The sequence below is a fragment of the Micromonospora globosa genome (assembly GCF_000717585.1).
GTDB classification, from domain to species: domain Bacteria; phylum Actinomycetota; class Actinomycetes; order Mycobacteriales; family Micromonosporaceae; genus Micromonospora; species Micromonospora aurantiaca.
Window position 1 is genome coordinate 409,142 of the sequence record NZ_JNZR01000001.1, and the last position, 21,492, is coordinate 430,633.

The 21,492-nt window shown below is 75.1% G+C and carries 14 protein-coding genes; 7 read left to right on the forward strand and 7 right to left on the reverse strand.

Annotation, left to right across the window (positions count from 1 at the left end; genetic code table 11):
• Window positions 1-304 precede the first annotated feature (304 nt).
• Complete coding sequence (locus IF06_RS0101565; RefSeq protein ID WP_013286849.1) at window positions 305-2,509, forward strand: carbohydrate-binding module family 20 domain-containing protein; 2,205 nt, start codon at window positions 305-307, stop codon at window positions 2,507-2,509.
• A 53-nt stretch (window positions 2,510-2,562) separates the two neighbouring features.
• Here the strand turns inward: IF06_RS0101565 and IF06_RS0101570 are convergent, their stop codons facing one another.
• On the reverse strand, window positions 2,563-3,084 hold the full coding sequence (locus IF06_RS0101570) for an RICIN domain-containing protein (protein ID WP_013286848.1): 522 nt from the start codon (window positions 3,082-3,084) through the stop codon (window positions 2,563-2,565).
• 194 nt (window positions 3,085-3,278) lie between these two features.
• On the opposite strand from IF06_RS0101570, the gene IF06_RS0101575 reads away from it, so the two are divergent.
• Window positions 3,279-6,053, forward strand: coding sequence for a helix-turn-helix transcriptional regulator (locus IF06_RS0101575; protein WP_030268455.1), 2,775 nt, complete (start codon window positions 3,279-3,281; stop codon window positions 6,051-6,053).
• Here IF06_RS0101575 and IF06_RS0101580 read toward each other — a convergent pair.
• From IF06_RS0101580 to IF06_RS0101595, 4 genes are all read right to left on the reverse strand, one after another.
• Window positions 5,981-7,201: an MFS transporter gene (locus IF06_RS0101580; RefSeq protein ID WP_030268457.1), complete on the reverse strand. Its 1,221-nt coding sequence runs from the start codon at window positions 7,199-7,201 to the stop codon at window positions 5,981-5,983. The two genes, IF06_RS0101575 and IF06_RS0101580, sit on opposite strands and share 73 nt — an antisense overlap.
• 79 nt (window positions 7,202-7,280) lie before the next feature.
• Window positions 7,281-7,754, reverse strand: coding sequence for a hypothetical protein (locus tag IF06_RS0101585; protein WP_030268460.1), 474 nt, complete (start codon window positions 7,752-7,754; stop codon window positions 7,281-7,283).
• Between the two features lie 33 nt (window positions 7,755-7,787).
• Window positions 7,788-7,976, reverse strand: coding sequence for a hypothetical protein (locus IF06_RS34665; protein WP_030268462.1), 189 nt, complete (start codon window positions 7,974-7,976; stop codon window positions 7,788-7,790).
• Window positions 7,977-8,017: 41 nt separating this feature from the next.
• Window positions 8,018-8,830: a hypothetical protein gene (locus IF06_RS0101595; RefSeq protein ID WP_232236586.1), complete on the reverse strand. Its 813-nt coding sequence runs from the start codon at window positions 8,828-8,830 to the stop codon at window positions 8,018-8,020.
• A gap of 110 nt (window positions 8,831-8,940) precedes the next feature.
• Here IF06_RS0101595 and IF06_RS0101600 point away from each other — a divergent pair, with 110 nt between their 5' ends.
• Both IF06_RS0101600 and IF06_RS0101605 read left to right on the forward strand, forming a co-directional pair.
• Complete coding sequence (locus tag IF06_RS0101600) at window positions 8,941-11,601, forward strand: cation-translocating P-type ATPase (protein WP_030268466.1); 2,661 nt, start codon at window positions 8,941-8,943, stop codon at window positions 11,599-11,601.
• Between the two features lie 33 nt (window positions 11,602-11,634).
• Window positions 11,635-12,516, forward strand: coding sequence for a universal stress protein (locus IF06_RS0101605; protein WP_030268468.1), 882 nt, complete (start codon window positions 11,635-11,637; stop codon window positions 12,514-12,516).
• A 76-nt stretch (window positions 12,517-12,592) separates the two neighbouring features.
• Here the strand turns inward: IF06_RS0101605 and IF06_RS0101610 are convergent, their stop codons facing one another.
• Together IF06_RS0101610 and IF06_RS0101615 are read right to left on the reverse strand one after the other, a co-directional pair.
• Window positions 12,593-12,892: an STAS domain-containing protein gene (locus IF06_RS0101610; RefSeq protein ID WP_013286839.1), complete on the reverse strand. Its 300-nt coding sequence runs from the start codon at window positions 12,890-12,892 to the stop codon at window positions 12,593-12,595.
• Complete coding sequence (locus tag IF06_RS0101615) at window positions 12,889-17,034, reverse strand: SpoIIE family protein phosphatase (protein ID WP_030268470.1); 4,146 nt, start codon at window positions 17,032-17,034, stop codon at window positions 12,889-12,891. The genes IF06_RS0101610 and IF06_RS0101615 overlap by 4 nt, the downstream gene beginning before the upstream one ends.
• A gap of 293 nt (window positions 17,035-17,327) precedes the next feature.
• Between IF06_RS0101615 and rph the strand changes: the two genes are divergently transcribed.
• From rph to IF06_RS0101630, 3 genes are read left to right on the forward strand one after another with little or no spacing between them, the layout of a single operon-like run.
• A complete protein-coding gene (gene rph / locus IF06_RS0101620) occupies window positions 17,328-19,922 on the forward strand; it encodes a rifamycin-inactivating phosphotransferase (protein WP_030268472.1) in 2,595 nt (864 codons plus the stop codon).
• A 48-nt stretch (window positions 19,923-19,970) separates the two neighbouring features.
• On the forward strand, window positions 19,971-20,339 hold the full coding sequence (locus tag IF06_RS0101625) for a MerR family transcriptional regulator (protein ID WP_013286836.1): 369 nt from the start codon (window positions 19,971-19,973) through the stop codon (window positions 20,337-20,339).
• Between the two features lie 42 nt (window positions 20,340-20,381).
• Window positions 20,382-21,476 (forward strand): 12-oxophytodienoate reductase, encoded by a 1,095-nt coding sequence (locus tag IF06_RS0101630; protein WP_030268474.1) that lies wholly within the window; start codon window positions 20,382-20,384, stop codon window positions 21,474-21,476.
• The last annotated feature ends 16 nt before the right edge of the window (window positions 21,477-21,492 follow it).

Genomic DNA, 21,492 nt, shown 5'->3' on the forward strand with positions numbered 1-21,492 from the left:
GCGGGTGCCGGGCGCACCCGGCCCGCAAACGCTGGAAAATCTGCTCGGAAGTTGCGATCGTCCCGCGAAGCGGGTCGTCCCGTCCCGAGCAGCGGGATCTCGGTCGAGCGCCGACTCGCTCGGTCCAGCGTGGATCGCCGCTGGTGGCCGGGAATCCGAGCCCACTCGTGTTGCCTGCTGGTTTCGAAAACTTTGCCGCAAGCTCTTGCAAAGACTTTCATGGATGGCGCATGGTGTTCGCTACCCGGGACGGCCGCCCCACCCCCGCTCACCCTTTCGAACCCACGGAAGAGGTCCCCCGACCATGCAATCCGCCAGGCCACACCCCCGTGGCCGCGCCGGTCGCCTGCTGCTCGCCGCCGCGCTCGTCGCGGCCGGCGGCACGGTCGCCGTCGCCGCTGCCACCACCACCCCCACCCCCGCCCGCGCCGCCGTCGTCCTGAACGACAGCGAGGTGACCGCCAACCTCTGGGAATGGAACTGGAACTCGGTCGCCGCCGCCTGCACCGACCACCTCGGACCGGCCGGCTACGGCGCGGTGCAGGTGGCGCCGCCGCAGGAGTCGGTGAAGCTGCCCGCCAGCGCCGACGGCGCCTACCCCTGGTACGAGGTGTACCAGCCGGTGTCGTACAAGCTGGACAGCCGGTTCGGCAACCGCCAGCAGTTCGCCGCCATGGTCACCGCGTGCCACAACGCCGGTGTGCGCGTCTACGTCGACGCGGTCGTCAACCACATGGCCGGCACCAACAACCCGGCCGGCACGCGCGGCTACGCCGGCACCGAGTTCTCCGGCTACAGCTACCCGGCCGTGCCGTACGGCGCCGGCGACTTCCACCGCCCCGGCGACAACTGCCCGACCGGCGGCGCGATCAGCGACTGGAACAACGAGGCCCAGGTGACCAGCTGCGAGCTGCTGTCGCTGTCCGACCTCTACACCGAGAAGGAGGCGGTCCGCAACAAGATCGCGGGCTACCTCAACGACCTGATCGGGCTCGGCGTAGACGGCTTCCGGGTCGACGCGGTCAAGCACATCCGCAAGGACGACTTCGCGGCCATCCTGGGCAAGCTGAACAACACCGTCGCCGAGGGCCGGCGTCCGTACGTCGCACAGGAGATCTTCGACGGCGCCAGTAATCCCGCGTTGCAGGCCCGGGCGTACATCGGCAACGGCGACGTGCTCGACTTCGCGTACGCCAAGGGCATCCGCTCGGCGTTCCAGGGCTCGATCTCGGCGCTGGCGAACGTGCCGAACTGGAACCTCGACGCGCCGAGCGCCAACGTCTTCGCCATGGTCACCAACCACGACCTGGAGCGCGACGGTGTGGTGCTGTCGTACAAGAACGGCACCGACTACGTGCTGGCGAACTACTTCGCGCTGGCCTACCCGCACGGCAAGCCGTCGGTCTACGACAGCTTCACCTGGTCCAACCGCAACCAGTCCCCGCCGCACGACGGCACCGGACGGGTCACCGACACGACCTGCGGCGCCGCCTGGAACTGCCTGAGCCGCACCACCGGCGTCAAGGGCATGGTCGGCTGGGCCAACGCCGCCCGGCCGGTGAAGACCGTCTCGGACTTCACCACAGTGAACAGCAACGTGATCGGCTTCCACCGGGGCGACCGGGCCTGGATCGGCGTCAACGACTCCGGCTCGGCCACCACCGCCACCTTCGTCACCGGGCTCGCCGACGGCCGGTACTGCGACGTCATCTCCGGCGTCGCCACCGGCAGCGGCTGCACCGGCTCCACGGTGACCGTGTCCGGCGGCCGGGCCACGGTGACCCTCCCGGCCAACGACGCGGTCGCGATCCACGTGAACGCCCGGCCGGGTGCCAGCCCGTCCCCGACCGCCTCCCCGACCGTGTCGCCGACGGCCTCCCCGACCGCGTCCCCCACGGTCAGCCCGGGTGACCGGATCGCCACCACGTTCACCGTCGCCGCGAACCTGGCCGCCGGGCAGGACGTCTACGTCGTCGGCAGCATCCCCGAGCTGGGCTCGTGGACGCCCGCGAACGGCGTCAAGCTCGCCGCGCAGGGCGGCGGCACCTACCGCGCCACCGTCAGCCTGCCCCGGTCCACCGGCGTGGAGTTCAAGTTCGTCAAGCTGACCACCGCCGGTGCGGTCACCTGGGAGTCCGGCGCGAACCGGACGCTCACCACGCCGGCCACCGGCACGTACGCGGTGACCGAGACGTTCCGCGGCGACACCGTCAGCACGGCTGTGGCCACCACGTTCTCCGTCACCGCGACCACCGTCTACGGACAGAACGTGTTCGTGGTCGGCAACGTCCCGGCGCTCGGCGGCTGGAACCCGTCCGCCGCCGTCGCCCTCTCGCCCGCCGCCTATCCGGTCTGGCGGGCCACGGTCGACCTGCCCGCGAACACCGCTGTCGAGTACAAGTACGTCAAGAAGAACCCGGACGGCACGGTGATCTGGGAGTCCGGCGCGAACCGGACGTTCACCACGCCGGCCGGCGGCACCCGGGCCGTCAGCGACACCTGGCGCTGACGATCGTGCGGCCCGTCCCCCTCACCCCTGGGGACGGGCCGCATCCGCGCCGGTCAGACGGCCGCGAACGACCAGACCTGGGCCGGGTTGCCGAAGCCGGTGCAGCGGTAGATCTGGACGGTCGCGCCGTCGGCGTCCGATCCGCCCCGCACGTCCATGCACCGGCCGCCGATCTGCGACTTGATCTGGTGCACCCCCGCGAAGGAGTTCGGGTCGACCGTCCACTTCATGCTCGACGTGCCGGTGCAGGCCCACTGCTGCAACGGCGTGCCGTCGGCGTTCACCCCGTTGCGGACGTCCACGCACATGCCGCTGAACTGGTTGACGAACGTGTAGGTGTCCCTGCCCACCGGCGACCAGCGCTGCACGGCCTGGCCGTCGCAGGTGCGCTGCACGACCCGGCCGCCGAGCGACGACGGGGCGCCGGACCGGTCCACCTCCAGGCACTTGCCGCTGCCGTAGTTGACGATGGCGTAGTGGCCGGTCGCGGCCTGCGCCGGCGGGCCGGACGCCACCCCGAGCCCGGTGGCGAGCAGTCCCGCCGCCAGCACCCCGGCGGCTCTCTTCCCGATCATGGTGTCTCCCCTCGGAGTCGTGTCGCCGTCCCGGATGCGCCGGTGGTCACCGGCCGGACGACTGGGGACGACGCTAGGGATCCGCGACGGCCACCGGATCCGGGTTCCTCCTAGTCGACGAGGCCGCGCGAGCCTCCTGTCGGGTTCGCGTCGCGCCCGCCCGCCCTGACGACGCCGGCGGCTAGCGTGCGGTCATGGGCAGTGGTCCGGCGCCGGCCGGTGCCGTCGGCACGGCCACGGACACCGGCGGGGACGCCCTGCTCGGGCGCGCCGACGAGTGCCGGCGGCTCGGTGCGCTGCTGGCCGACGCGGTCGACGGTCACGGCGGCGCCCTGGTGGTGCTCGGCGCGGCGGGCGTCGGCAAGACGGCGCTGCTGGAGCACTGCGCCGCCCGGTCCACCGGGATGCGGGTGCTGCGCGCCACCGGCGCCCCGTTCGAGGCGGAACTGCCGTTCTCCGCGCTGCACCAACTGGCGCGCCCGCTGCTGCACCGGCTCGGCGATCTGCCCGCGCAGCAGGCCGACGCGCTGCGTACCGTCTTCGCCATCGGCGGCGGCTCCCGTCCGGTCAACCGGCTCGCCGCGTACGTGGCGACGCTGAGCCTGCTCACGACGGCGGCCGAGGACACGCCGGTGCTCTGCCTGGTCGACGACGCGCACTGGATCGACCCGGCCTCGGCGGAGGCGCTGCTGTTCACCGCCCGGCGGCTGCTCGCGGACCGGGTCGCCGTCGTCTTCGCGGCCCGCGACGCCCCCGCGTTCCCCGCGCCCGGCCTGCCGGAGCTGCCGCTGACCGGTCTGCCGCGGGACGACGCGATCCGGCTCGCCATGCGCGCCGGCCTGGACCCACGGGTCGCCGCCGACCTGGCGGCGGCCACCGCCGGCAACCCGCTCGCGCTGACCGAACTGCCGGCGACGCTGTCCGAGGAGCACCGCAACGGGTGGCTGCCGCTGCGGGAGCCTCTCGTGCTCGTCGAACGCATCGAGATGACCGTCCTGGCGCACGCCCGTGGGCTCCCCGACGACACCTGGCGCGCGCTCGTCGCCTGCGCGGTCACCGAGGCCACCACCCCGGCGCTGCTGGAGCGGATCCTGGCGGCGGACGGGCTGCGCCTGGGCGTGCTGGACCCGGCGGTCGACGCCGGGCTGATCCGGGTGACCGATCGCGAGGTGACGTTCCGCCACCCGCTGACCCGCGCCGCTGTGCACTCGGTCGCCGGCCCCGGCCGGCGGCGGGCCGCCCACCTGGCGGTGGCCGCGGCGCTCACCGGTGACGACACCGCCGACCGCCGGGCCTGGCATCTCGCGGCCGCCACCACAGTGCCCGACGAGGGCGTCGCCGCGTTGCTGGCCGACTCCGCCGAGCGGGCGCAACGCCGGGGCGGCGTGGTGGCCGAGGCGCGCGCGTACGAGCGGTCCGCCCGTCTCACACCGGACCCGGACGTACGCGCGTCCCGGCTCGCCGCCGCGTCCCGCGCCTGGGCCAACGCGGGCGCGAGCCGGCACGCGATCACGCTGGGGGAGGAGGCGATCGGGCTGACCCGGCGCGCCGACCTGCGTTGCCGGGTCAAGCCGTTGCTCGCCCACCTGGCGCAGCAGCACTGTGACACGGCGGGCGCCGAGGCGTACCTGGCCGACGCGCAGGCGTACGCGCAAGCGGATCCGCTCGGCGCGGCCCGGCTGATGAGCGCCCGCGTCAACCAGTTCTGGGCGCGGCTGGACGTCACCGGCATGGTGCCGCTGTGCGCGCGGGTGGCCGAGCTGGCCGCCGCGGACGCGGGCGCGACCTGGCCGAAGGGGCCGATCCGGCTGGCCGCGGCGCAGGTGCTGGCCGGGCTGCCCGAGGGGGTCGCGTCGGCCCGTGCCCTGGTCACCGCCTGCGCCGGCCACGCCGACGGCTCGGCGGCGGAGCTGGCCGAGGTGTTCTGCTGGATCGGGGAACACGACACCGCGCGTGCGCTGCTGGAACCGGAGATCGACCGGGCCCGCGCCACCGACGACGTGTTCCTGCTGGCGTACGCCCTGCCCCGGCTCGCCGGGCTGGAGTGGCGCACCGGCCGGCTGCACGCGGCGTACCAGGCCGCCGCCGAGGCGGTCCGGATCGCCGAGCAGGTGGCGCTTCCGGTGCTGCGGGCGGAGGCGCTGGCCGTGCTGGCCCTGGTGGAGGCGCTGCTCGGCGAGGAGCCGGAGGCGCTCGCACACGTCGAGGACGCCCGTCGTCTCCTGCCGGGCGAGTTCCGGGAGATCGAGGTCCGGCTCCGCTACGCCACCGGGATCGCGGCGGTGGTGGGCGCGCGCTGGCACGACGCCGTGACCGAGCTGGAACGGGTCCGCCGGGCCCAGCGCGACGGCGGCATCGCCGAACCGGGGTGGCTGCCCGTCGCGGCCGAGCTGGCCGAGGCGTACGCGCACCTGTCCGACCCGCAGCGGTCGGCACGGCGGTTGCGCGACCTGGCCGGTACGGGTGGTGCCGCCGCCCGCGCCGCCTCCGCGCGCGTCGAGGGCCTGCTCGCCGGCGAACCGGACCTGGACGAGGTCTTCGCGGCGGCGCTGGCCCGGTGTGATCCCGCCGTCGTCCCGCTGGAACGGGCCCGGACGCTGCTGAGCTACGGGCAGCGGCTGCGCCGGGCCCGCCGTCGCCGGGACGCGCGGGTCCAGTTGCACGCCGCGCTGCGGTTGTTCGAGGCGCTCGGCGCACAGGGCTGGGCGCGGCGGTGCCGCACCGAGATCGACGCCACCGGCCGGCGGCCGCCCGAGCCCGGCGACCGGACCGTCGACCGGCTGACCGGCCAGGAACGCCTGATCGCCCTGCACGTGGCGGAGGGCCTGACGAACCGGGAGATCGCGGCCCGGGTCTTCCTGTCACCGAAGACCGTCGAGTACCACCTCGGCAACGTCTACCGGAAGCTGCGGCTGCGTTCCCGGCCGGAGCTGATCCGCCATTTGTCCGGCCCGCCGGCCGCCGGTTGACGACGCGGCCGGACGGCCGCCGCCAGTGCCGCGGCCAGGCACGCCACCGCGGCGAGCACCAGCGGCGGCCGGCCGCCGACCGCGACCGCCGCCGACCCGAGCGGGATGGCCAGCGTGATCGGGCCGAACATCGCGGTGTTCGCGGTCCCGGCGACCCGCCCGAGCATCGCCTGCGGCGTGTACGTCTGCACGGCGGTGACCGCCGCGACGAGCGTCCACGGCAGACCCACACCGACGACGACCGAGGCGGCCACAGTGCCCGGCCACCAGGGCAGGCAGCGCCCCAGACAGCCGGCGGCGAACAGGACCGCGCCCGCGGCACCGACCGTGATCTCGCCGTGGCGACGGACGAGCCGGCCGACGACGAGCCCGGCGAGCAGTGACCCGCCGCCCTGCGCGCTCGCCAGCACACCGAGGAACGTCGACGGCAGCGCCAGGTCCGTCACCACCACGTCGTACAGCGCTGCGGTGGTGAACCCGGACATCGCGATGGACACCGCCGCGAGCGCCACGGGTACGCGTACCGCCCGCCGGGCCAGCAGCGCGGCGAGGCCGTCCCGCACCCGCGCCGGGCGTGCGGCCGGGGGAGCGGGGGCGGTCCGCGTCAGGCGCAACGCGCCGTACAGGGCGGCCGCGAGCACCGGTACGGCGGCGGCGAGCACCGCGACGACGTGCCCGCCCCGCCACGCGTACAGGCCCGCCCCGGCCAGCGGCGCCACCAGCTTCATGCCCTCCTGTGCGCTCGACCGCCAGCCGTTGACGTCGGCCAGCCGGGCCGGGGGGAGCGCGGCGGGCAGCAACGCGGTCTCGCCGGCGTCGACGAGCACGTAGCCGATGCCGTAGGCGAGCGAGACGGCGTAGATCAGCCACGCCTCGCCGGGCCCTCGCACCGCCAGCAGGCTCAGCAGCGCGGCGGCGAGCGCGAGGTCGACACCGATCACCAGGGGACGCCGGGGCACCCGGTCGAGCAGGCCGCCGAGCCACGGTCCGGCCAGCGTCGGGGCGTAGACGCAGAGCCCGGCCAGCGCGGCGAGCCCGGTGGAACCGGTGAGATCGAGGATCCAGATGCCGGAGACCAGGGCCATGGCGCTGCCGCCGAGGCCGGACAGCAGCGAGACGGCCACGAACAGGACGGCGTTGCGGCGCATGGATCCCCCGAGAGGTTGAGTCTGGTGGACTCACATCCTCCGGAGTTGAGCCGTCCCGGGGCAATGCCTTGGGCGTACGTCAATATGATGTTGACAGCGCGGCGGCGATGCGCCGGGCGGCGTCGCGTGCCGGAGCGGGCAGCCGCCGCCCCGCCCCGGCCAGGTCGTCGGCGAGGTGCGCGGCCAGCGCGTACAGCGGCCCGGCGGGGGCGTCCAGCGCGAGCGCGCAGGTGCGGCGCGTCAACGCCGCGCGGGCGAAGCGCCCGTCCCACGCGCGGTCCGTCTCGATCCAGCGGTGCAGGTCGGTGACTGCCGCCCGCAGCACGGGCAGTTCGGGGGAGCCGCCCGGGTCGAGCCGGGCCAGGCGGGTCCGCCGGGCCGCCACGAGGCGTTGCCGGCGCTGCTCGGCGGCCTGCCGGCTGCCCAGGCCCAGCGCCCGCGCGACGTCGGCCCAGGTGGCGCCGTCATGCCGGGCCCGGTCGATCAGGTCCAGCTCGCGGTCGTCCAGCCGGACCCGGGCCGCGGCGATCTCGGACAGGCGGTCCAGGGTCACCCGTCAACGCTACATTGACATCGGCCCGGCGCGTCAGTCCTCCGGGACGCCCGGGCCCACCTCGCCGCGCGCCAGGTGCTCGGCGTTGCGGTCGGCCTCACTCTCCGCGTTCTCCGCCCCGGCGCCCGGATCCCGGGTACGCCGCCCCTCGGCGTCCTGGAACACCTGCCCGCGCTCGAGCGCGCCCTCCTGCTGCCGCTGGAACTGCTCCGGATCAGTCATGACCGTCAGGTGCCCCGGCGGTCGCGCGGCAAACCGGTACGTCAGCGCGGCGGCGCCACGTAGAGGGCGGTCCGGCAGCCGGTCTCGCCCGGCTCCAGCCAGATCCGGTCGTACCCGGGACTCTCGATCTTCCCGGCCGGCGTGCGGACGAGCAGGAGACAGTCCCGTTCGGCCGGTACGCCGACGGCGGCGACGAGCGCGCCCTCGTGCACTGTCGCGTCGACGCTGATCCAGTCCTGTGGGAAGGCCGCCCGCACCGCGCCCGCAAGCGTGTCCGGGGTGGCGGTGCGCAGCACGGCGGTGAGCCGCTGCCGCCCGTCCTCGGGCACCCTCGGCACCGGCGCGGCGGTGGGCGGCGAGGGAGCGGGGCCGCTCGGACAGTCGATCTCGTGGTACGTCGTGTAGCGGTAGAGCTCGAACTCGTAGCGGTAGCAGCGCGTGGCCTCACCGGCGCTGTTGCTCGCGCCACCGATCGACACCGGCGGCTGCTCCGGCACCGTCACCACGAACCGCACGTCGACGGTGGCCCGCTCGTTCCCGGCGGTGCGCCCGGACCAGGCCAGCGCCTCCCGCCGGACTGTCGCACCGCCGCCGGACGCGGCGTCCGTCGGCTCCTGGACGATCTCGGCCGCTGCGATCGACCCGGCGTCCCGCGCCCGGTTGCGGTGACCCAGCTCCGTGTTGAGCTGCTTCGCCTCCGCCGCCGCGGTGTCACGCGCCAGCGCGTCGCCGCTCTCCTCCCCGAACCCCCTCCCGCACCCCGCCGACGCGAGGAGGAGCACCGCGAGCGTCCACCGGACCCATCGGTGACGGGACGGAGGTGTCGGCTCGGTGGCGCTGCGTGTCCGGCTCACCGCGCCGACGTTACCGACGAGCCGGGGGCCGCGCTGCCCCGTACGCGGGGGGCCGTTGGTCCCGGGTCCGACAGGCCCTCGGCCCTGCGAGCCACGTAGGTTCGCGCGGCATGCTGGGATTGCCCGGCGCGGGCGGCGACGACATGGAGGACGATGTGGTGATCAACGGCGGGCCGGCGACAGCGACGACGCCCACCGAGATCTCTCCGGCCCCCGCGACCGGGCTCAGCTCGGCCGAGGCGGCCGCCCGGCTGCGCGCCGACGGCCCGAACACCGTGGCCGCCCCGCGCAAGCGCGGGCTGGCCGGCCGGGTGTTCCGCCAGCTCACCGACCCGCTGGTGGCGCTGCTGCTGGCCGCCGCCGTGGTGACCACGCTGCTGCGCGACTACCCGGACACCGCGGTGATCGTGCTGGTCGTCCTGATCAACACCGCGATCGGCGTGGTGCAGGAGGTACGCGCCGACCGGGCCGTCGCCGCGCTGGACCGGCTCGCCGCACCGACCGCGCGTGTGGTCCGCGACGGCCGTGACCTCGTGCTGCCCGCCGCCGACCTGGTGCGCGGCGACCTGGTCCGCTTGGAGGCCGGCGACGTGGTACCCGCCGACCTGGACCTCACCGACGCGGTACGCCTCAGCCTGGACGAGTCGGCGCTGACCGGCGAGTCGGTGCCGGTGGCCCGGGTCGCGGGGGAGGAGGCCAGCGCCGGCACCGTGGTCACCACCGGCCGCGCCACCGGAACCGTGGCGCGCACCGGCGCGGCGAGCGCGCTGGGCCGGATCAGCGCCCTGGTCGCGGCGACCCGGCCGGCGCCCACCCCGCTGCAACGACGCCTGTCCTCGCTCGGCCGGGTGCTCGGCCTGACCGCCGTGGTGCTCTCCGGGCTGGTCTTCGCCATCGGCGTGCTCGACGGGCGGCCGGTCACGCAGATGGCCGTCACCGCCGTCAGCCTCGTGGTGGCGGCCGTACCGGAGTCGCTGCCCGCCGTCGTCACGCTGGCGCTCGCCCTGGGTGCGCGCCGGATGGCCGGCAGCCGCGCCATCCCCCGCCGGCTGCACGCGGTGGAGACCCTCGGCTCGGTCACCGTGATCGCCTCCGACAAGACCGGCACGCTCACCGAGGGCCGCATGGCGGTGCAGTACGCGGTCGTCCCCGGCCGGGACCGCTACGCCGTCACCGGCACCGGCTACGCGCCCGACGGCGAGGTGCACCACCGCGGCGAGCCGGTGAGCGCCCCCGACGAGCTGCGCGCTCTCGCCCGCGCCGGGCTGCTCTGCAACGACGCCACAGTGACGCCGCCGACCGACGAACGGCCCGAGTGGACGGCGATCGGTGACCCGCTGGAGGCGGCGCTCGTCACGTTCGGCGCCCGCTGCGGCCTGGACCCGGACACCACCCGCGACGCCTGGCCCCGCGTGGCGGAGGCCCCGTTCGACCAGGACCTGCGCCGCATGACCACGGTGCACCGCCGCTGCGACGGGCGCTACCTGGTGGTCTGCAAGGGCGCGCCGGAGAACCTGCTGGCCGCGCCGCTGGTGGACGCCGACGCCGCGGAACTGGCCGAGCTGACCGACGCCGCGCACCGGCTCGCCACCGAAGGGCTGCGGGTGCTGGCGGTGGCCTCCGCGGTGGTCGACACCCTGCCCGACCCGGCCCGGCCGACCGGCCTGCGCCCCCTGGGCCTGGTCGCGGTCGGCGACCCGCTGCGCGCCGCGGCCCCCGGCATCGCCGCGGGCTTCGAGGAGGCCGGCATCCGGCTGGTCCTCATCACCGGCGACCACCCGGCGACCGCCGCCGCCATCGGCGGACGGCTCGGGCTCTGGCGCGACGGCGACCCGCTCGCCAACGGCGACGACGGCGACCCGGGCCGCGCCCACCCCGAGACCCGGGTGTACGCGCGGACCCAGCCGGAACAGAAGCTCGACATCATCGCCGGCCTCCAGAACCGGGGGCACGTGGTGGCGATGACCGGCGACGGCGTCAACGACGCTCCGGCGCTGCGCCGCGCGGACATCGGCGTGGCCATGGGCGGCGGCACCGAGGTGGCCCGGCAGGCCTCCGACCTGGTCCTCGTCGACGACGACCTGACCACCGTGGCGACCGCCATCGGCGAGGGCCGCCGGATCTACGACAACATCCGCCGGTTCCTGCGCTACGCGCTCGCCGGTGGTGTCGCCGAGATCGCGGTGATGCTGCTCGGCCCGCTGTTCGGCCTGCCGGTGCCGCTGCTGCCGGCGCAGATCCTCTGGATCAACCTGCTCACCCACGGCGTACCCGGTGTGGCGCTCGGCGCGGAACCGGCCGAGCCGGGCACGCTGCGCCGGCCGCCCCGCTCGCCGCAGGAATCGGTGCTCGGCGCCGGCCTGGGCCGGGACGTGCTGGTCACCGGCGGGCTGATCGCCGCGGCGACGCTCGGCGCCGGGGTGTGGGCCGCGGCGGCCGACCGGCCGTGGCAGTCGGTGGTGTTCGTGGTCCTCGGCCTCGCCCAGCTCGGCGTGGCGCTGGCGGTCCGCGCGATCCGTACCCCGGGTTCGCGCGAGCGCAACCTCGCGCTGCCGGTGGCGGTAGCGATCTCCGCTGTGCTCCAGGTGGCGGGCGTGCTGCTGCCGCCCCTGCGCGAGCTGCTCGGCACCTCGCCGCTCAGCGCGCTCGACCTGCTCGCCTGCGCCGCGATCGGCGTGCTGCCCGGGCTGGTGCTGCGGCTGACCCGCCGCTTCCGCGGGACCAACGGCCCCCACGCCGGGCCCGCCGGCCCTGCCGGGCCGGCCGCCTGACCGGCAGGCTGAGGACGAGTGAAGGAGGACGACATGACGATCCACTCGCAGGCCCCCGTCGTGGTGGGCGTGGACGGCTCCGCCGCCTCGCTGGACGCGGTCCGGGTGGCCGCCCGCGAGGCCGCCGACCGGAACCGGCCGCTGCAGGTGGTGCACGCCTTCATCTGGCCGCTGACCCGCGCGCCACTCACCCCGGCCCCGGGCGCGCCCGCCGGCGCCGGCCTGCGCAACCAGGCCGAACGGGTCGTCGCCGAGGCGGTCGCCGAGGCCGGCAAGGTCGCCCCGGACGTACCTGTCACCGGCGTGGTGGTCGACGGCGCGCCGGCGGCGGTGCTGGTCGCCGAGTCCCGCGAGGCGGCGCTGATCGTGCTCGGCCACCGCGGTCTGGGCGGGTTCGCCGGCCTGCTGATCGGCTCGGTCACGCTCCAGGTGTCGGCCCGCGCGCACTGCCCGGTGCTGGTGACGCGCGGCGAGGCGCGCGCCGACGGCCCGGTCGTGGTCGGCGTGGACGGCTCCGAGCTGTCCACCGCGGCGGTCGGGTACGCGTACGAGGAGGCCGACCGCCGGGGCGCGTCGCTGATCGTGGTGCACGCCTGGCTGTACCCCACTCCGATCGGCCCCGGCGACATCCTGCCCCTGGTGTACGACCCGGAGGCGCTCGCCGAGGAGTCCCGGCGCGTCCTCGCCGAGTCGATCGCGGGCTGGGCCGAGCGTTACCCCGACGTGCCGGTACGGCAGCTGTCGCTGCGCGGCGCCCCGGCCCGGGTGCTTGTGGAGGAGTCGAAGGACGCCCAGCTCGTGGTGGTCGGCGCGCACGGACGTGGCGCGCTGGGCGGGCTGCTGCTCGGCTCGGTCAGCCACGCGGTGCTGCACCACGCCCACTCGCCGCTGGTGATCGTGCGCAACGGAACCTGACCCCGCGACCGCGCCCGACCAGGCGACAGCCCGTGACGGCGCCCGACCCGCGACAGCGCCTGACGCCCCGACGGCGTCAGGCGCTGCGGACCGTGGTGAGGTCGGCCAGCCCGGAGATGGTCAGCAACGGCTCCAGCAGCGGGCCGGCGATCAGCGCGATCCGGTCGGCGTGCGGGAACAGCGCGGCCAGCCCGGCGCTGTCCAGGTACTCCACCTTGGTGAGGTCCACGACCAGGGGCTCGCCGTCGGGGCGTACGGCCTCGGCCAGCGCGTCGGCGAAGGCGGACGCGTTGCTCATGTCGATCTCACCGACGGCGGCCAGCACGCGGACGCCGTCGGGGCTGTCGCTCGTGGTCAGGGTCAGGGACGTGCTCATGGCGTGATCCTCGCCTGCATGTCGACGGTGGTGCCGGTGGCCCCCGGAGTGACGCTGATGTTGTCCATCAGCGCGCGCATGAGCACGAGTCCCCGGCCGCGGTGCGGGTCGGGAGGCTGGTCCCGGTCGCGCCAGTGTCCGCTGTCGGTGACGCTCAGGCGCAGGGCGCCGGCGGTGGCGGCGGCGCGCAGCCGGATCCGGCCGCCCGGGTTGTCGCGGTGCCCGTGCTCGATCGCGTTGGCGCACGCCTCCCCGGCCGCCACCAGGATGTTGTACGCGTGGGCCGGGGCCAGCCCGCAGCGGTCCAGCCATCCCCGCAGCGCGGTGCGGACCTCGGCCAGGCGCGTCGACTCGGCCGGGAACTCCAGTTCCAGCGGCCCGGGGTGACGGTAGAGCAGCAGGGCCACGTCGTCGTGGTAGCCGCCGTCCGGGGTGAGCCGGTCCATGATCTCGGTCGCCAGCACCTCGACCGGCGCGTGGTGGCCCTGCTGGATGGCGTCGGTGGCGCGGGCGATGCCGGCGGTGATCGGCTGGCGGCGGCGTTCCACCAGGCCGTCGGTGTAGAGCATCAGGGTGGCGCGCGGCGGGACCGTCGCCTCCGCCTCGGGACGTTCCTGCCCGGGGCGTACGGCCAGCGGCCGGGACCGGCCGTGCTGCAGCAGTTCGGGAGTGCCGTCGGCGCGGACCACGATGGCCGGTGGGTGACCGGCGCTGGAGTAGCGCATCAGGCCGGTGGCCGGGTCGAGGACGCCACAGAAGACGGTGGCGCAGGACGCCCCCGGCAGCAGCGCGGCGAACCGGTCCAGCGCCACGAGCGTCCGGGCCGGGCTCGGGTCCTGCAACAGCAGGGCACGGCAGGCGCTGCGCAGCTGCCCCATCACCGTCGCGGCCTGAAGGCCGTGTCCCACGCAGTCGCCGACCACGATGCCGATGCGCCCGTCCGGCAGCTCGACGGTGTCGTACCAGTCGCCGCCGACCTTGAGCGGCATCGCGGCGGGGGAGTACCGCACCGCGAAGCCGGCGGGGAGCTGCGCCGGGCCGAGGATCGCCCGTTGCAGGGCCAGCGCGGTCTCCCGCTGCTGGTCGATCTGGTGCACCCGGTGCAGCCCCTGCCCGATGTGGCCGGCCAGCAGCGCCAGCAGCGTCTGGTCCTGCTCGGTGAAGGGCCGCTTCTCGCCCAGGTCGATCCAGAGCGCCATGGTGCCGTGCGGATGTTCGACGGCGATGCCGGCGCCGTGCGTACGCGTCGCCACCGGGGTCAGCAGCGGGGTGTCCCGGAGCGCGAGCAACGCCTGCCGGCGCTCCTGCGGCAACGTCTCCCACCGGGCCGCCGGGTCGGTGGCGGTCACCTCGGGGGCGGGCAGGTCGCCGAAGACGGCGGTGAGCACGCCGGCGGCCCGCCACAGCTTGCGCAGCTCGTCCAGCACCCCGTGCAGCGCGTCGGTGAGGTCGTCGGCCTGCGACAGCCGCATGCTGAGCCCGGCCAGGGCGGTCTCCCGCTGCACCGCGTAGTGCTCGGCGGTGACGTCGCGGAACGTGCCGACGATCATCCGGCGGCCGCTGTCCGGGTCGTCGACCTGGTTGAACGCGGCCGAGATCCAGATCCGGTGCCCGTCGCGGTGGGTCACCGGCACGGTGTACGTGCCACGGGTCTGGCCCACGAGTCTCGAGAACGCCTCCGCCACCTGGCGGTGCGCCTCGGGCTCGGCCTCCCGGTCCGGCCACCACGGGTGCACCGCGGGGTAGGGCAGGTCCTCGGTTCCGTAGCCGAGGATGCCGGTGAACGCCGCGTTGATCTCGACCACCGCGCCGTCCTCGTCGCAGACGAAGAACGCCTCCTGCAACGAGTCGACGAGCGCGGTACGCCAGCGGGCGTGGTGGTTGCGCAGCCGGGCCAGCTCCACGTTCGCGCGTACCCGGGCCAGCAGCTCGGCGGCCGGGAACGGCTTGACCAGGTAGTCGTCGGCGCCGGCCTCCAACCCCTCGATCGAGGCCTCCTGACCGGCGCGGGCGGACAGCAGCAGCACCGGAGTGCCGGCCGTACGCTGGTCGGCGCGCAGCGCGGCCACCAGTTGCAGGCCGTCGAGCCGGGGCATCATCACGTCGCTGACCACCAGGTCGGGGGTGTGCGCGCGGGCGGCGTCCAGCGCGGCCCGCCCGTCGGCGACGGCCCGCACCTCGTGTCCGGCCGAGCGCAGCAGCCGGGTGAGGTACTCCCGCATGTCGGCGTTGTCGTCGGCCACCAGGACCCGGGCCGGCGCCCCACCGGGCAGCGGCTGGACCGGCCCGTCGGCCGGGTCGCCCTCGCCGACGGCGGCGCCCGGGTCGGCGGGCAGCCAGCGCAGCGCCTCCTGCACGAACGGCTCGGCCGACACCGGCGCCCGGCCGGTGCCCGCCGGGGCGAGCGCGTCGGCGGGCAGGTGGGCGGTGCCGAACGGCAGCCGGATCGTGAAGGTGGTGCCCCGGCCCACCGCGCTGGACGCGTCGATGTCGCCGCCGTGCAGCGTGACCAGCTCCTGGACCAGGGCCAGGCCGATGCCGCTGCCCTCGTCGGAGCGGGAGCGGGCGTTCTCGATGCGGTGGAACCGCTCGAACAGGCGCGGCATCTCGTCGGCGGGTACGCCGATGCCGGTGTCGGAGATCCGCAGCACCGCCGCGTCGCCCTCGGCGCGCAGCTCCACCCGGATCGTGCCGTCGAAGGTGAACTTCAGCGCGTTGCTGAGCAGGTTGAGCACCACCTTCTCCCACATGCCGCGGTCCAGGTGCACCGGCTCGGGCAGGGGCGGGCAGTCGACCTCGAAGGACAGACCGGCCCGTTCGATAGCCGACCGGAAGACGCTCGCCAGGTCGGCGGTCACCGCGGCCAGGTCCACCGGCTCGTAGCGGGCCTGCATCCGCCCGGCCTCGATGCGGGAGAAGTCGAGCAGGCTGTTGACCAGCTTGCCCAGGCGCAGCCCGTTGCGGCGGATGACGTCCAGCTCGGTGCGGACCTGCTCGTCGGCGCCCTGCAACCGGCCGCGCAGCTCGTCCAGCGGTCCCATGATCAAGGTGAGCGGGGTGCGGAACTCGTGACTGATGTTGGAGAAGAACGCGGTCTTCGCGCGATCCAGCTCGGCGAGTTCCTCGGCCCGCCGCTGCTGCGCCTGGTAGCTGCGGGCGCTGGCGATCCCGGTGGCCAGATGCCCGGCGGTCAGCTCGACGAAGCCGCGGTACCCGTCGTCCAGCGCCCGGTAGCGGTTCAGTCCGGCGACCAGGAACCCGTACGGCGCTCCGCCCTGCTGGCGCAGCGGCACCAGGAGCGCCTCGGCCGGCGCGGCGGGCCAGACACCGGCGGGCAGGTCCGTGAAGGCGGGGCCGTCGAGCGCGACCCGCACCGACTCGCCCTCGGTGAGGGCGCCGGCCGGCCACGGCGCGGCCGGGTCGCCGAGGGACAGCGTGGCCGGTGCCGCCGGGTGGCCCGCCGCCAGCCCGGTCGCCTCGACGAGCCGGGCGCCGCCGTCGTCGTACAGGTAGGTGAGCGTGAACGGCAGGTCCTGCGGGTTGCGGGCCAGCTGGCGGCTGACGAACGCGAGCGTCTCCTGTTCGGTGCGGATGACGCTCGGGTCCGAGCCGAGGTCGCGCAGCGTGGCCATCCGTCGCTCACCGATGACCCGCTCGGTGTCCTCGCTGACCACACAGAGCATCCCGACCAGGCTGCCGTCGTCGGCGCGCAGCGGGCTGTAGGAGAACGTGTGGTACGTCTCCTCCCGGTAGCCGGCGCGCTCCAGGAACAGCAGCAGGCCCTCGTCCCAGGTCGCCTCGCCGGTGCGCAGCACGGTGTCGACACGGGGGCCGATGTCGTCCCAGATCTCCGCCCACACCTCGTTCGCCGGCAGCCCCAGCGCCCACGGGTACTTGCGGCCGAGCGTGTCCCGCCGATAGGCGGCGTTACAGAAGAAACTGAGCTGCGGCCCCCAGGCCATCCACATCGGGAACCGGGAGGACAGCAGGATCCGCACCGCGGTCCGCAGGCTCTGCGGCCAGGTGTCCGGCGGGCCCAGGGGGTGCGCCGACCAGTCGATCCGCGCCAGGTCCGGCCCGATCTCCGCGTCCACGGCGAAGACGTCGGCACGCGTACGCGGGTCGGTGTCAGCGCCGCTCATCGCCCGAGTCTCCCCCACCCCGTCCGGTCCCGCTCGTCCGGGCCGCGTCGCGGCCTCGTGGTCGCTTCTTGCCCCGTCGCGCCCCCGGCACTCCACCCGGGGCGGGGAGATCTGACTCACGTGACGGCAGCGGGTCAGGGCAGGGGTTCGTGGTGCGGCAAAACGAAAGGCAAGGAGACACCTCTCCTCGCCACTATCAACGTATATCGCACCCCGGGTCTTGCCGCAAGGCCCCGGTGATGCCGCAGAATCAGCGGCCGATGCGGGTCGAGCTGCGAAAACGGGGGCACGGCATGACCGGACGGTACGTGTGGCAACTGCACGAGGTCGACGAGACGCGGATCGCCGCGGTCGGCGGCAAGGGCGCGCACCTGGGGGCGTTGACGCGGATCGACGGGGTGCGCGTACCCCCGGGTTTCTGCGTCACCACCGACGCCTTCCGGCTGGCCGTGGCGCGGACGCCGGCGCTGGCCGGCCCGCTGGAGCGGCTCGCCCGCGCGGACGCGGACGACCCGGCGGCGCTCCGGACGGCCGCTGCCGAGGTGCGTCGCGTCGTCGAGCGGACCGCGCTACCGGGCGACGTCGCGGCGGCGGTCACCGCCGCGCTGGCCGGGCTCGGCGCGGACGCCGCGTACGCCGTGCGGTCGAGCGCGACCGCCGAGGACCTGCCGACCGCCTCGTTCGCGGGCCAGCAGGACACCTACCTGAACGTGGTCGGCACGGCCGAGGTGCTGCGGCACGTGAGCCGCTGCTGGGCCTCGCTGTTCACCGACCGGGCGGTGATCTACCGGCGGCGCCACGGCATCGACGACCGTGCCGTGGACATGGCCGTGGTGGTGCAGCTGATGGTCGTCCCGGACGCGGCCGGGATCATGTTCACCGCCGACCCGGTGACCGGGAACCGGACGGTGGTGTCGGTGGAGGCCGGCTTCGGTCTCGGCGAGGCCCTGGTCTCCGGCCTGGTGAACCCGGACGTCTTCACGGTGCGCGACGGCGCGGTGGCCGGCCGGACGATCGGCGCGAAGGCGCGGGCGGTGCACGCGGTGCCCGGCGGCGGCACCCGGGAGACGCCAGTCGGCCCGGCGCGGCAGGCCCAGCCCGCGCTGACCGACGCGCAGGCGGTACGCCTCGCCGCGCTGGGACGGCGGATCGAGGCGCGCTTCGGGTGCCCGCAGGACATCGAGTGGGCCCTGACCGGCGACGACATCCACATCCTCCAGAGCCGGCCGATCACCACGCTGTTCCCGGTGCCGGCGGCCGCCGACGGGCGGTTCCACGTCTACCTGTCGGTCGGCCACCAGCAGATGATGACCGACGCGATGAAGCCGCTGGGCCTGTCGATGTGGCGGCTGACCGCCATGGCGCCGATGCACGAGGCGGGTGGGCGGCTGTTCGTCGACGCCACGCCGCACCTGTCCACCCCGGCGGGTCGTACCGCGTTCCTGGGCATGATCGGCCGGGCCGACCCGCTCACCCGGGACGCGCTGGACACGGTCCTCGCCCGGGACGTCGTACCGGCCGCGCCGGACCCGGCCCCGGCCGGCCCGCCCGTGGTCGGCCCGCCGCCCTCGATCGACACCGACCCGGCGATCGTCACCACGCTCGTCGAGCGCAGCCGGGAGTCGATCGCCGCCCTGCGCCGCGACGTCCGCGGCCGCTCCGGGCCCGAGCTGTTCGACTTCCTGGTCGAGGCGTTCGCCGAGCACAAGCGGGTGCTCACCGACCCGTTGAGCGCCCAGGTGATCATGGCGGGGATGCAGGCCACCTGGTGGCTCAACGACAAGCTGGGGGAGTGGCTCGGCGAACGCGACGCGGCCGACACGCTCACGCTCTCCGCGCCCGGCAACGTCACCGCCGAGATGGGCCTGGCGTTGCTCGACGTGGCGGACGTGGTCCGCGCGTACCCCGAGGTGGTGGCGTTCCTGCGGGACGCCGCCGACGACGGGTTCCTGGACGAGCTGCCGAAGCTGCCCGGCGGCGTCGAGGCGCGCGACGCCATCGCCGGCTACCTCGACCGGTACGGCATGCGCTGCGTCGGCGAGATCGACATCACCCGGCCACGGTGGAGCGAGCACCCGGCCACGCTCGTCCCGCTGATCCTGGACAACGTCCGCACCTTCGCCCCGGGCGCCGCTGCGCGCCGCTTCGCCCAGGGCCGGGAGCGGGCCGAGGCGAAGGCCCGGGAGGTGCTGGACCGCCTGCGCGCGCTCCCCGACGGCGAGCGCAGGGCCGCCGAGACGCAGGCCGTGATCGAGCGGGTACGGACGTTCGCCGGCTACCGGGAGTACCCGAAGTACGACATCGTGAGCCGTTACGCCGTCTACAAGCAGGCGCTGATGGGCGAGGCCCGCCGGCTGGTGCGCGCCGGTGTGCTCGCCGGTCCGGAGGACGTCTTCTACCTCACCTTCGACGAGTTCCGCGAGGTCGCGGCCACCGGCTCTGTGGACGCCGCGCTGATCCGCAGCCGCCGGGAGGAGTTCCGGGCGCACCGGGCGCTCACCCCGCCCCGGGTGCTCACCTCCGACGGCGAGGCGCTGAACGGCTCGTACCGGCGCGACGACGTGCCACCGGGCGCCCTGGCCGGGCTGGCGGTCTCGGCCGGCGTCGTCGAGGGGCGGGCGCGGGTCGTGGCGGACCTGGCCGGCGCCGACCTGGAGCCGGGCGACATCCTCGTCACCGCACACACCGACCCGAGCTGGACGCCGCTGTTCGTGGCCGTCGCGGGCCTGGTGACGGAGGTTGGCGGGCTGATGACGCACGGCGCGGTGATCGCCCGTGAGTACGGCCTGCCCGCAGTGGTGGCGGTGCCGGACGCGACCCGGCTGATCCCGGACGGTGGGCGGATCCGCGTGCACGGCACCGACGGGTACGTCGAGCTGCTGTCCTGACCGGCGCGGCATGCTCGATGATGGAGGTCCGGCGAGCGGGGAGGCGCGATGCGGATCGGGGAGCTGTCGGCGCGGACCGGGGTGAGCGCCCGGTCCATCCGGTACTACGAGCAGCAGGGGCTGCTCGCCGCCGTGCGCACCGCGAGCGGGCAGCGGGTCTTCGCCGAGTCGGCCGTGGACCGGGTCCGGCTCATCCAGCGGCTGTTCGACGCCGGGCTGAGCAGCCGCCGGATGGCCGAGCTGCTGCCCTGCGTGACCGATCCGGAGGTCCGCACCTCGTGGCTCACCGACCGGCTGCGCGAGGAGCGGACCCGGATGACAGCCGAGATGGCACGGCTCGCGCACGCCGTCGCGGTGCTCGACGACGTGGTGTCCGACATGACAGTGACCGAGGACACCCGGGATCCGGCCGCCTGAGCGCTTGCCCTTGACACCGGTGTCAACTCCTAGCGTCGGGTCATGAACGCGACCCTGGACACCGGATCGCCGGTGACGCCGCTGCTGGAACCCGTCACCGTCGCCGGGCTGCCGTTGCCGTCCCGCTTCGTGATGGCGCCGATGACCCGTAACCGCGCGCCGGGCGGCGTGCCGACGCCGGAGATGGCCGACTACTACCGGCGCCGCGCCGCGGCCGGCATCGGCCTGATCGTCACCGAGGGTGTGCTGGTCGACCATCCCAGCGCGGGGCACGAGGACACCGTGCCCCGGATGACCGCCGGCGCGGCCGAGGCCGGCTGGCGGGGCGTGGTCGAGGCAGTGCACGCCGCCGGCGGCCGGATCGCCGCGCAGCTGTGGCACCTGGGCAGCCTGCGCGAACCGGTCGACGGCCGTCCGGCGTGGACCCCCTCGGGGGTACGCGAGCCGGGCCGCCCCGCGCCGTACGCGATGACCGCGGCCGACGTGGACACCCTGCTCGCGGCGTACGCGAATGCAGCAGAGGTCGCGGTGCGGGCCGGGTTCGACGCGATCGAGATCCACGCCGCGCACGGTTACCTGCTCGACGAGTTCCTGTGGCCGTACACGAACCGCCGGACCGACGCGTTCGGCGGCTCGCCGGAGCGGCGGGCGGCGTTCCCGGCGGCGGTGGTGCGCGCGGTCCGCGCGCAGGTCCCGGCGCGTCACCCGGTGATCGTGCGGTTCTCCCAGTTCAAGGAGCGGGCGTTCGACGCGCGGATCGCCGAGACCCCGGCCGAGCTGGCGCAGATCCTCGGCGCGTTCGCCGAGGCCGGCGCGGACGTGCTGCACGCCTCGCAGCGCCGCTTCTGGCAGCTGGCGTTCCCCGGCTCGCCGCTGAACCTGGCCGGCTGGGCGAAGCGTCTCACCGGCCTGCCGTCGATCACCGTCGGCTCGGTCGGGCTGCGGCGGGACTTCCTGCGCCCGGACGGCCCGGAGTCGGTGGCGGGCCTGGCCGCGCGGCTGGCGGACGGGGAGTTCGACCTGGTCGCGCTGGGCCGCGCGCTGCTGGGCAACCCGGCCTGGGTGACGCACGCCGCCGCCGGACGGCTGGGCGAGATCGTCGACTACCGCAAGGCGCACGAGGACGTGTACCCCTAGGACCGGGATGAGCCGA